Raw genomic sequence first — 12,210 nt, 5'->3', positions numbered from 1 at the left:
AAGAAAATGATCATGCAGGTTCCAGAGATTGGCGCGCTTCATCAAGGATCTTTTTCGCCTCCATGCCCTGAAGACGGGCAATGTCATCCTGATATTTCAGGATCGCGCCCAATGTGTCTGAGATCACCTCGGGCGAGAGTTCCAGCACATCCAGCGCCAGCAGGCATTTCGCCCAGTCGATGGTTTCGGCCACACCGGGTTTCTTGAACAGATCTTCATTGCGCAGCCGCTGCACGAACGCCACCACTTCGCGCGACAGCGTGTCCGAGGCTTCGGGTGCGCGGGCCGACAGGATTTCGAGTTCCCGCTTGAAGTCGGGATAATCGACCCAGTGATACAGGCAGCGGCGCTTGAGCGCGTCATGCACCTCGCGCGTGCGGTTCGAGGTCAGAATGACGATGGGGGGCTCGGCCGCCTTGATGGCACCCAATTCGGGGATGGTGACCTGATATTCCGAGAGGGCCTCCAGCAAGAACGCCTCAAACGGCTCGTCCGTGCGGTCGATCTCGTCGATCAGCAGGACAGGCGCGCCACCGGGCTGGGGGCGCATGGCCTGCAAAAGCGGGCGCTCGATCAGGAATTCGGGACCAAACAGGCTGTCGCGCAGACCGGGGCCCGCGCCGGTCGCTTCAGCCGCACGAATGGCGATCATCTGGGCAGCGAAGTTCCATTCATAGACCGCCGAGGACGCATCAAGCCCCTCATAGCATTGCAACCGGATCAACTGACGCCCGAGGCCTGTGGCAATGGCCTTGGCGATTTCGGTCTTGCCGGTGCCCGGTTCCCCCTCCAGAAAGATGGGACGCTTGAGGCTGAGCGCGAGGAACACCACGGTCGAAAGTGCACGGTCCGCAATATAGGATTGGCCGGACAGCAGCGCCTGCACAGTCTCGATGCTTGAGCAATCTTGCGTCATATCCCTCCCTTTCGTGTCGCTTACATCGAAAGCTGGCCCGCCGCTGGCTTGTGGTCAAGCCCGCATCATGGAATATGCGACCAATGGACAAGTAACGCTGACCAATCTGTGACCGAAGGCCGCGCCCAAGACGCAGCAAGAGTATTTGCCAGCCCCGCGCTTTAGGATAGAACCACTCTTATGATTATAGAACTTGGACACTTCGCTCTGATTCTGGCCTTTGCTGTGGCAATGGCGCAATCCATAATTCCGCTGGTGGGCGCCCATAAAGGGTGGCGCGACTGGATGGTCGTGGCCAATCCGATGGCCACGGTCCAGTTCTTGCTGGTGGCGTTCAGCTATGCCGCGCTGACCTATTCTTTTCTGGTGTCGGATTTCTCGGTCAAGCTGGTTGTGGACAATTCGCACACGCTCAAGCCGCTGATCTACAAGATTTCCGGCGTCTGGGGGAACCATGAGGGGTCTTTGCTGCTCTGGGTTCTGATTCTGGCGCTGTTTGGCGCGTCGGCGGCGTGGTTTGGCGGCAATCTGCCCGCCTCGCTGCAAGCGCGGGTTCTGGCTGTGCAATCGGCCATCACCGCTGCCTTCATGGCGTTTACGCTGTTCACGTCCAACCCGTTCACACGGCTGGTCAGCCCGCCCTTTGACGGGACCGACCTGAACCCGCTGTTGCAAGACCCCGGCCTCGCGTTTCATCCGCCGTTTCTGTATCTGGGCTATGTCGGCCTTTCGATGGCGTTCAGCTTCGCAGTTGCGGCCCTGATTGAAGGGCGCGTTGATGCGGCATGGGGGCGCTGGGTGCGGCCCTGGACGCTGGCGGCATGGGTGTTTCTGACCATCGGCATCGCAACCGGTTCGTGGTGGGCGTATTACGAACTCGGCTGGGGCGGGTTCTGGTTCTGGGACCCGGTCGAGAATGCCAGTCTGATGCCGTGGCTGTTTGCCGCCGCCCTGTTGCATTCCGCCATCGTGGTGGAAAAGCGCGAAACCCTGAAAAGCTGGACAATCCTGCTGGCGATCCTTGGTTTCGGCTTCTCGCTTATGGGCACATTCATCGTGCGCTCTGGGCTGCTGACCTCGGTGCATGCCTTCGCAATGGACCCTGAACGCGGGGTATTCATTCTGATGATCCTTGCGGCCTTTATGGGTGGTGCGCTGACATTGTTTGCCATCCGCGCGCCTGTGCTAGAGGCGAAGGGCGTCTTTGCCACTGTCAGCCGCGAGTCGGCGCTGGTGGTCAATAATGTCCTTTTGGCAGTCTCAAGCTTCGTGATCTTCATCGGAACCATGTGGCCGCTGGTGGCGGAAATGCTGTTCGACAGGGTTTTGTCGGTCGGTCCGCCCTTCTTCAACATGGCCTTCACCCCGTTCATGGTGGCACTGGCAATGGTGTTGCCGATCGGGGCGATGTTGCCGTGGAAGCGCGGAAACCTGTCGCGCACATTGCGCCCGCTTTGGGGGCTTGCGGCCTTTTCTGTGGCGATGGGCGCCGTGACATGGGCGTTGCAAACCGGCAACTCACCGCTTGTGCCCGTGGGTCTGGCGCTGGGGCTGTGGGTTGTGCTTGGGGCGATGGCGGATGTCTGGGCCAGAACCGGACGCGGGGGCTTGGGTAACCGGCTGAAGCGGCTGGGCCGTTTGCCGCGCGCCGATTGGGGCAAGTGCACAGCGCATACCGGGTTTGGGGTGTCGATGTTTGCCGTAGCGGCACTGGTCGGCTGGGAATCCGAGGATATTCGGGTTGTCCAGATCGGCGAGAGTTTCGACAAGGGCGGCTATACACTGACCCTGACCTCTGTCGACCGTGTGCAAGGGCCGAACTATGTCTCGACCATGGGCACGCTGGAGGCACATCGTGATGGTCGCCTGATCACCACCTTGCAGCCGGAGAAACGCTTTTATCCGATCGCAGGTATGCCCACGACCGAAGCGGCGATTGACTATAAAATCCACCGCGACCTGTATATCACCCTTGGTGATCCACAGGATAACGGGGGCTGGGCCGTGCGCACCTATATCAAACCCTTCGCCAACTGGCTGTGGTTTGGGTGTTTCCTGATGGCCTTGGGCGGTATTTTCAGCCTGTCAGACCGGCGCTACAGGATTGCAGCGGGCGCAGACCGCACCCGCACAGATGCGGTGCCGGCGGAATGACCATGTTTCGCCTGCTCCTAGCAAGTTTGCTGATCGCACTGGCCAGCCCGTCATGGGCGGTGCAACCCGATGAAATACTGGATGATCCGGTGCTGGAATCGCGTGCGCGCGATATTTCTGCAGGGTTGCGCTGTCTGGTCTGCCGCAACGAATCCATCGACGAATCCAATGCGGAGCTGGCACGCGACATGCGCCTGCTGGTGCGCGAAAGACTGGTCGAAGGCGACAGCGACCCAGAGGTGCTGTCCTTTATCGTGGACCGCTACGGCGAATACGTGTTGCTGCGCCCCACCACTGACGGGGCCAATATCATCCTGTGGGTCGCAGCGCCGGTTCTGTTCGTGATTGCGATGCTGTCGGCGGGGCTGTATCTGCGGCGGCGCGAAACTGCGCCAGAGCCTTCGTCAGGCGGGTTAAGCGACGATGAACAAAAGCGTCTGAAAGAACTTCTGAAAGACTGACGCACCGTCCGGGCTTCTCTTGGCAGAACGGCACGTTATGATGACGCGGCACAATGTCGGAGATCACGCATGGAATACGAGACGCTGCTTGCCCGCCTTGAGGGCGGCGTAGGAATTATCACCCTCAACCGCCCCGAGGTTATGAACGCGCTCAACAAGCAGATGCGCGCGGAGTTGACCCATGCGCTGAAAGACTTTGGTGCGCGCGCACGTGTTCTGGTGCTGACAGGCAGTGGTCGGGCGTTTTGTTCCGGGCAGGATCTGGGCGATGGGGGCAATGCGGCACAGATTGATCTGGAACGCACCCTGCGCGAAGAATACGAGCCGATGTTGCGGGCCATCTATGACGCGCCCGTACCTGTGATCGCGGCGGTCAACGGCTCTGCCGCAGGTGCGGGGGCCAATCTGGCGCTGGCAGCGGATGTGGTGATCGCGGCGCAATCGGCCAGTTTCATTCAGGCGTTCAGCCGGATCGGGCTGATACCTGATGCGGGCGGCACATGGTTCCTGCCCCGCCAGATCGGCTTTGCCCGCGCGATGGGGGCAATGCTGTTTGCCGAGAAGTTTTCCGCACAACAGGCCGCCGACTGGGGCATGATCTGGGAAGCAGTCGCCGATGACAGCTTTGAGGAAGCGTGGATGGCCCGCGCGCGCACCTTGGCCGAGGGGCCAACTGTCGCCTATCGCAATATCCGCAAAGCCCTGCGCACCAGCCTTGCCAACACACTTGACGCACAACTGGCACTCGAGGCCAATTTGCAAGCCGAAGCCGGCAAGACCCGCGACTTTCAGGAAGGGGTGCTGGCCTTTCTGGAAAAGCGCCCTGCAAGGTTTGAGGGCCGCTGAGGCCGTAATCGGTTAACGGTTGGTCTGGTAAACCAAACCTATGCGGACATAGCCGTTGCACGTGCAAAGCCGCGCAGCGTCGGGCTGCGGTGCGGCGATCCCAGATTCAAGATTTAGCGCTTTATGTTGGCCAAATCCGCGAGAAATCAAGGCGATGCGCAGGCGTCAGCCAAATCGCCGCGCCGGGGGGCGGCCAGGCGATGCGCGGCGGCCTTCGGCCTTTGCTCCGCGCGTGGCGCATACCCATTTAACTGTCCGCAACGCACGCGTGACGATCAGGCTGCGGACAAGCGTTCAGACCAACCTATCGCCGGGCGTCGCTCATCTTTGCGGCTCTGGCAGGCTTTGCGGGTCTGGCCCATGCCATTCACCTTGCGCTTGCAACGCTTCCATGACCTCGCGCGGCATATATTGCTCGTCATGTTTGGCAAGAATCTCGCTGGCCTGAAACACACCGTCGACCAGACGACCGGTGCCGACCATCCCTTCATTCTCGCTGAACAGGTCCGGCAGGATGCCACGGAAATGCACCTCGACCGTCGCAGGGCCATCGGTCACGTGAAATCTGACTGTGTCGGATTGGCCGCGCACGATCGAGCCGGGGACAACCAGCCCGCCGATGCGAAACACTTCGGTCGGGGCTGGCGGTTCCGCCATGATCTGCGAGGGCGAGCGGAAGAAGTTGATCCCGTCACGCATTGCGTAACCGATCAGCAATGTGGACAGCGTCAGTGCCACGGCAGCGACCGCGATAATCTGAATACGGCGTGTTTTCTTAAGGCTTTTCATCTCGTCCTCGTTTCACGGAAAGAGCGGCGCGCCCATCAGACCTGCCGTCTCCTCCAGTCCCAGCATCAGGTTCGCATTCTGGATGGCCTGCCCGCTGGAGCCTTTGCACAGGTTGTCCAATGCAGCCACCACCAATGCCCGACCGGGCACACGATCCCCAACGACCCCGATATGCACGAAATTTGAACCGCGCACATCATGAGTCGAGGGTGTTGTGCCAAAAGGTAGCACGCAAATCATTGATTCAGCGCAATACCGGGCCTGCAAAACTTCGTGAAGGCGCGCAGCGTCCCCATCGACCCATGCTGTGGCCAGAATACCGCGATTAAGCGGCACCAGATGCGGGGTGAACTGGATATGAACAGGACGGCCAGCCAATGCGCTGAACTCCTGATCGAACTCGCCCAGATGCCGGTGCGTGCCGCCCACGGCATAGGCCTGCGTGCCCTCGGACAGTTCCGCATGCAGCAGGTTTTCCTTCAATGCGCGCCCTGCCCCGCTGACCCCGCATTTCAGGTCCAGAATGATGCGGTCCAGATCAATCACGCCCGCCTCGATCAGCGGGCGCAGGATATACTGCCCGGTCGCGGCATTGCAGCCCGTGCCCGCAACCAGCCGCGCGGCACGGATATCATCGCGGTAAAATTCGGTCAGGCCATACACGGCCTCGCGCTGCAACTCTGGCGCGGCATGGGGCTTGCCATACCATTTTTCATAGTCACCCGGATCGCGCAGCCGGAAATCGGCGGACAGGTCCACGATTTTCAGATCGCGCGGCAACTCTTTGATCACCGCCTGAGAGGTCGCATGTGGCAGCGCGCAAAAGGCCAGATCAATGCCTGCGAAATCAACCTCTTCAATCCGGCACAGATCGGGCAGGTCAAGATGGCGCAAAAATGGAAAGACCTGCGCCATAGGTTGGCCAGCTTTGCGCTCGCCCGTCAAGGCCGTGATCTTCAGGTCAGGATGCGTCGAAATCAGCCGGACGAGTTCCGCGCCCGTATAGCCGGAAGCCCCGAGTATGGCGATAGTCTTGGTCATGTGCTGCGTCCCTGTATAGATCGTTGCGCGGGGCGGCGGGTGGTGCATGCGCTCCGCGCGGGGAGTATTTAAGGCAAGAAAATGAGCTCAGGCCGTCTGAAAGGCGATCTGTCGTCGCAGAAACTGCGTGGCCTTGCGCGCGACATTGACCGGATCGCCTGTCGTCAGAAACAGGCTGCTCTGGCCTGCGCCCAGCATTTCGGGGCGGCGTTTGAGGTAATCGTCAAGGCTGGCCGCGACAAGATCGGGCTGCGAATAGACATCTACCGATGGCCCAAGCGCTTCGCGGAACGCATGTTCCACCAACGGATAATGCGTGCAGCCCAGCACAGCCGCTTGCGGGCGCGGCATGCGGCGCAAAAGCGCCTCGACATGGGAATGGACCAGCGCTTCGGCCAGTTGCATATCGCCCTGTTCAATCGCATCGACCACACCGCCACAAGGCTGCGCCTCGACATCGACACCAATGGCGCGGAAGGCCAGTTCGCGCTGGAAGGCACGGCTGGACACTGTCGCAGGGGTCGCAAACAGCGCCACATGCTTGACGGCGACTTCGCGGGGGGGGGAATTGTCGCCCCATTGGCGTTCGGTCAGCGCCTCGATCAGGGGGACAAAGACGCCAAGCACACGCTTGTCAGCGGGCACCCATGTTTCCTGCATCCGCTTAAGGGCGGCGGCGGACGCGGTGTTGCACGCAAGGATCACCAGATCGCAACCCTCCTCCCACAGCCGTTCAACCCCGGCGGTGGTCAGGGTGTAGATGTCTTCGGCGTCGCGCACGCCGTAGGGCGTGTGGGCATTGTCGCCTAGATAGACGAAGGGCACCTCGGGCAGCCGTGCGCTGAGCGCGCCCAGCACGGTCAGGCCACCCAGCCCCGAATCGAATACACCTACTGCCATTGCGCCTGCCCCAGCCTGATATCTTTGGCCTTGCATACGGGGGCGAGGGGCGAAAATCCAGCCTGTTTGCGCTTATTCAGCGGCCATCAGGCTGGGCGGGGCGTTGAAGGCGTCCATCAGTTCTGCGCGGCGCTGGTCGGCGGCGGTGGCATTGCGGTGCTTGACCGGACCAAAGCCGCGAATTTGCAGCGGCAATTCGGCCAATTCCACGGCAATCGCGTGATTGTCCGGGGTCAAACCGCTGAGCACCTGCGCCATCTGCTGTTCATAGTCGCGGATCAACTGGCGTTCCATCCGCCGCTCAGCGGTATAGCTGAACGGGTCCAGAGGCGTGGCGCGCAGGAGTTTCAGTTTCGACAACAGCTTGAAGCCGCGCAGCATCATCGGGCCGAAGCTGCGTTTCACGGGCCGCCCGTCAGACCCCATCCGCGAGATCAGCGGCGGGGCAAGATGAAAGCGGGGGGTGAAATCGCCGTCAAACTCGGCGCGGGCCTTGTCCAGCGTTTCCAGATGCAGGCGCGCAACCTCGTATTCGTCCTTATAGGCCAGAAGTTTATGATAGCCTTTGGCGATAGCTTCGCGCAGGCGATCATCGGGGGCCTGATCCACCAGCTTGCGGTAGCGTTTGACAAGCCGCTTCGACTGATAGGCGGTGAGATGCTGTTCACGAAAGGCGATTTTTTCATCCAGTGAAAGCGGCTTTTGCACAACGGAATTGGCCAATGTCTTTGCGGCCGCCTTTGGATGGACCACCGACCAGCGCCCCAGAGCGAAGGCGCGGGTGTTGCCCTCCACTGCCGCCTTGTTAAGCGTGATCGCGCGCAAGATGGCCGCTTCGGACAACGGCACCAGCCCCATTTGCCACGCCGCCCCCAATGCGATCATGTTCGAGAAGATACTGTCGCCCAGAAGTTGCTTGGCCAGATCCGAGTAATCGAACAGATGCAGCTTGTCGCCCAGCCGCGCTTGCAGGGCCATCTGCAAATCTGTGCCCGGAATGCGGAACTCGGTGTTGCGGGTGAACTCGCCGGTGATAATCTCGTGGCTGTTCACTGCCGCCCCTGTCTGGCCCTTGCGCATGAGGCCCAGTGTCTTGCCACCTGCTGTCACCACCAGATCGCCGCCGATGACACAATGTGCCTCTCCCACGGCGACGCGAATGGCGCTGATATCTTCGGGGCGCTCTGCGATGCGGCAATGGATATGCACCGCGCCGCCCTTTTGGGCCAGCCCTGCCATCTCGATCATGCCAGCGCCCTTGCCATCCAGATGCGCCGCCATCGAGATGATCGCGCCGATGGTCACAACGCCCGTGCCCCCCACGCCGGTGATGACGATGTTATGCGTGCCGTTGATTTCGGGCAGTGCGGGGTGCGCAAGTTTCGGCAGCTCTACCGATTGGGTTGCCGCGCGTTTCGGCTTGGCACCGTCAAGTGTCACAAAGGATGGGCAGAACCCCTTGAGGCAGGAATAATCCTTGTTGCAGGATGACTGGTCAATTGCGCGTTTGCGCCCCAGCTCGGTTTCCACTGGCACGATGGACACGCAATTTGATTGCACGCCGCAATCGCCGCAGCCTTCGCAGATATCGGTGTTGATAAAGACGCGGGTGTCGGGATCGGGGAATTCGCCCCGCTTGCGGCGACGGCGCTTTTCAGCGGCACAGGTCTGGACATACAGAATGGCCGAAACGCCCTTGTAGGTGGCGCAATCCTTTTGCACGGCCTCCAGATCGGCGCGCTTGTGCCAGCCGATGGCTTTGGGGAAATCGGCGCGGTTTGGTTCTTCCTTTTCGTCGAACACGACCTCGATCTTGCCGACACCCATCGCGCGCAATTCCTGCGCGATCTGGCTGGGCGACAAGCCGCCCTCATTCTTTTGGCCACCGGTCATGGCGACCGCGTCGTTATAGAGGATTTTGTAGGTGATATTCGTGCCCGCCGCCAAGGCCGCACGAATGGCCTGCACACCGGAATGGTTATAGGTGCCATCGCCCAGATTCTGGAACACATGGTCCCGCGTGGAAAACGGCGCCTCACCGATCCAGTTGGCACCCTCGCCGCCCATCTGCGTGAAACCCACAGTGTTGCGGTCCATCCATTGGACCATGTAATGGCAGCCAATGCCCGCATAGGCGCGGTGGCCTTCGGGCACCTTCGTTGAGGAGTTGTGCGGGCAGCCGGAACAGTAATAGGGCAGGCGCGCGGCGATATCCGTGGCGTTATCCGCGCGCCGCGCCTCGGCCAGCATGGCCAGACCCGCCTTGACGCGGTCGGTGCCGCGCCCTTCTTCGATCAGGATTTCACCCAGTTTCTCGGCAATCATGATGGGGTCGAGCGCGTGGCGGGTTGGAAACAACTCCATCCGTCGCCCGTTCTCCCATGTGTCGCCCTTGTGCCAGCCATAGACACGGCGGCCACGGCGGTCATCGAAAATCGCCTCTTTGACCTGTACTTCGATCAGTTTGCGCTTTTCCTCGACCACGACAATCAGGTCCAGCCCTTCGGCCCAGTCATGGAACCCGTCCATGTCCAGCGGAAAGGTCTGGCCCACCTTGTAGGTGGTGATCCCAAGGCGCTCTGCCTCTGCCTCGCCAATGCCAAGCAGGGTCAGCGCATGCACCAGATCCAGCCAGTTCTTGCCAGCGGCCACAAAGCCGATTTTCGCACCCGGTTTGCCCCAGACCCGTTTATCCATGCCATTGGCACGGCTGAACGCTTCGGCAGCAAAGCGCTTGTGGTCAATCATCCGCGTTTCTTGCGCCAGCGGCGTGTCGATCAGGCGAATGTTCAGCCCGCCCTCAGCCAGGGCCATATCTGGTGTCACAAATTGCATCCGGTGCGGGTTGCCATCGACCACGGCGGTCGCCTCGACTGTGTCTTTCATGGTTTTCAGGCCGACCCATACACCGGCGAACCGCGACAGCGCATAGCCGTAATGGCCGAAATCCAGCAATTCCTGCACCCCGGCAGGCGACAGAACAGGCATATAGGCATCCACCATCGCCCAGTCGGACTGGTGCAACGTGGTCGAGGATTCGCCTGTGTGGTCGTCGCCCATCGCAGCCAGCACACCCCCATGCGGCGAGGTGCCCGCCATATTGGCATGACGGAACACATCGCCCGAACGGTCCACCCCCGGCCCCTTGCCGTACCACAGCCCAAAGACACCGTCATACCGCCCTTCGCCGCGCAACTCCGCCTGTTGACTGCCCCAAAGGGCGGTCGCGGCAAGGTCTTCGTTCAGACCTTCCTCGAAACGCACATTGGCCGCGTCCAGCAGATCCTTGGCGCGGTTCATCTGCTGGTCAACCGCCCCCAGCGGAGAGCCGCGATACCCTGTCACAAATCCTGCCGTATTCAGCCCCGCAGCCTTGTCGCGCGCGGCCTGTTGCAGCATCAGGCGCACCAATGCCTGCGTGCCGTTCATCAGCACAGTTGATTTCGTGATATCGAAACGGTCGTTCAGCGAGATGTCCTGCCGCAGCATCTGCACTCCCCTTTGCATTGTTGCGTATGAAACGATCATAGGTCAATATTTCTGACCTACAAAGCAGATTTTTCAAGTAAAGCGCTTTTGTGATCAGGCAAAAACCCGTAGAACGATTCGAATATGTTTGCGGAAACGCGTTTTTGGATGTTTCGCCATGGACTGGGACAAGCTTAGAATATTTCACGCGGTTGCCGATGCAGGCAGCCTGACCCATGCTGGTGAAACACTTAAACTGTCGCAATCCGCTGTCAGCCGGCAAATTCGCGCGCTGGAAGAGGGGCTTGATTCGATTCTGTTCCACCGTCACGCGCGCGGGCTGATCCTGACAGAACAGGGCGAATTGCTGTTTGAGGCGACCAAAGCAATGAGCCGCACGCTTGAATCAGCCGCCGCGCGCATCCGCGATGCCGAAGACGAAGTGTATGGAGAGTTGCGCGTCACCACGACGACCGGCTTTGGCACGTTGTTTCTGGCCCCGCGCCTGCCCTCGCTCTATGCGCAATATCCTGAACTGAAGATTGACCTGATGCTGGAAGAGCGCGTGCTCGACCTGCCGATGCGCGAGGCCGATGTGGCCATCCGCATGAAGGAACCCAGTCAGGCCGACCTGATCCGCAAACGCCTGATGACGGTAAACATGCGCCTTTATGCGTCGGCAGAATATTTGCGATCGAACGGCACACCGACGACGCTGGATGATCTGGCCGATTTCCGTCTGATTTCGCAAAACATCACATCGGCGCAGGTCAGTGTCGGCGCGCAACTTATCCGAGAGTTGACGGCGCGCCCGTTGCGCTCCAGTTTCACAGTGAACAATTACTTCGGTGTGCTGCAAGCCGTGCTGAACCATCTGGGGATCGGCGTGCTGCCTGATTACGTGTCCGAGGATTTCCCCGAACTGGTCCATGTCTTGCCTGAAGTGGCGAGCGGGGACATTCCGGTGTTTCTGGCCTATCCTGAAGAGCTGCGCCATTCGCGCAGGATCAGTGCGTTTCGGGATTTTGTCGTCGAGGAAATCGTGGCCTATCGGCGCGCACGGCAATCGTGACACAGGCGTAAATCGCCACTTGCCACCCGTGACCTCCCTGAGACATGATTGCAACGCATAGCGGCAATGTCGCAGGCGCAACATAATTTAACTTGCGTAATGGATGAGCAATAATTTAATTGGGGTCAAGGCACTGGCGGCTTTTGCCGTGTGTCTTACCTCCCTGTTGGACTTTGGCCGAGCATCTGCTCGGCCTTTTTTTTGCCCGACAGCCAAGTTGATTACGAAACATGCAATTTGCAGCAGGCTTGCCGGGGAAATCGGCAGTTTGCGTACAGCGCGGCGCAGAATCGGGCTGGAAATCCGGCCACGATGCGAGGGAACACGCAATATACCGTTCATAAATTGCGCATAATTTACGCTTTGATTCCGCAGGCCAATGCCAGCCTAACTGCTTGACACTGGCGCAAGATTTGATCTTGCCCGCGCCCCAAAGCCCGCCTTTGCCCAACCGTTGTGCCCCCTCAAGTGCCCGCATCCCCCCTATATCGCGCAGCGCCAAACACACGCCCTGATTGTCGCGCCATCCCACGCCCGGCAACCGCCATGCTACCCCGATCAGG

At 60.3% G+C, this 12,210-nt stretch carries 9 protein-coding genes; 4 read left to right on the top strand and 5 right to left on the bottom strand.

From position 1 onward, the window contains the following. Positions 1-10: 10 nt before the first annotated feature. Complete coding sequence (locus BD293_RS03465; protein WP_142079881.1) at positions 11-916, bottom strand: AAA family ATPase; 906 nt, start codon at positions 914-916, stop codon at positions 11-13. A 180-nt stretch (positions 917-1,096) separates the two neighbouring features. Here BD293_RS03465 and BD293_RS03460 point away from each other — a divergent pair, with 180 nt between their 5' ends. The 3 genes from BD293_RS03460 (at position 1,097) to BD293_RS03450 (ending at position 4,377) form a co-directional block, all read left to right on the top strand. Continuing rightward, on the top strand, positions 1,097-3,070 hold the full coding sequence (locus BD293_RS03460; RefSeq protein ID WP_142079880.1) for a heme lyase CcmF/NrfE family subunit: 1,974 nt from the start codon (positions 1,097-1,099) through the stop codon (positions 3,068-3,070). Positions 3,071-3,072: 2 nt separating this feature from the next. Beyond that, positions 3,073-3,531 carry a cytochrome c-type biogenesis protein gene (locus BD293_RS03455; protein ID WP_142084277.1) on the top strand — a complete coding sequence of 153 codons (459 nt, stop codon included), beginning with the start codon at positions 3,073-3,075 and terminating at the stop codon, positions 3,529-3,531. A gap of 69 nt (positions 3,532-3,600) precedes the next feature. Beyond that, positions 3,601-4,377, top strand: coding sequence for an enoyl-CoA hydratase-related protein (locus BD293_RS03450; RefSeq protein WP_142079879.1), 777 nt, complete (start codon positions 3,601-3,603; stop codon positions 4,375-4,377). A gap of 321 nt (positions 4,378-4,698) precedes the next feature. Here BD293_RS03450 and ccmE read toward each other — a convergent pair whose 3' ends face one another. The 4 genes from ccmE to BD293_RS03430 form a co-directional block, all read right to left on the bottom strand. Beyond that, positions 4,699-5,166: a cytochrome c maturation protein CcmE gene (gene ccmE, locus BD293_RS03445; protein WP_142079878.1), complete on the bottom strand. Its 468-nt coding sequence runs from the start codon at positions 5,164-5,166 to the stop codon at positions 4,699-4,701. 12 nt (positions 5,167-5,178) lie between these two features. Then, positions 5,179-6,207: an N-acetyl-gamma-glutamyl-phosphate reductase gene (gene argC / locus BD293_RS03440; RefSeq protein WP_142079877.1), complete on the bottom strand. Its 1,029-nt coding sequence runs from the start codon at positions 6,205-6,207 to the stop codon at positions 5,179-5,181. An 87-nt stretch (positions 6,208-6,294) separates the two neighbouring features. Next, on the bottom strand, positions 6,295-7,107 hold the full coding sequence (locus BD293_RS03435) for a glutamate racemase (RefSeq protein WP_142079876.1): 813 nt from the start codon (positions 7,105-7,107) through the stop codon (positions 6,295-6,297). 72 nt (positions 7,108-7,179) lie between these two features. Continuing rightward, a complete protein-coding gene (locus tag BD293_RS03430; RefSeq protein ID WP_142079875.1) occupies positions 7,180-10,596 on the bottom strand; it encodes an indolepyruvate ferredoxin oxidoreductase family protein in 3,417 nt (1,138 codons plus the stop codon). 157 nt (positions 10,597-10,753) lie between these two features. Between BD293_RS03430 and BD293_RS03425 the strand changes: the two genes are divergently transcribed. Next, positions 10,754-11,647 carry a LysR family transcriptional regulator gene (locus tag BD293_RS03425; protein ID WP_142079874.1) on the top strand — a complete coding sequence of 298 codons (894 nt, stop codon included), beginning with the start codon at positions 10,754-10,756 and terminating at the stop codon, positions 11,645-11,647. The last annotated feature ends 563 nt before the right edge of the window (positions 11,648-12,210 follow it).

The organism is Roseinatronobacter monicus, from assembly GCF_006716865.1.
Taxonomy (GTDB): domain Bacteria; phylum Pseudomonadota; class Alphaproteobacteria; order Rhodobacterales; family Rhodobacteraceae; genus Roseinatronobacter; species Roseinatronobacter monicus.
The sequence above is the reverse complement of the archived record's forward strand: the minus strand, read 5'-3'. Positions and strand labels throughout refer to the sequence as shown.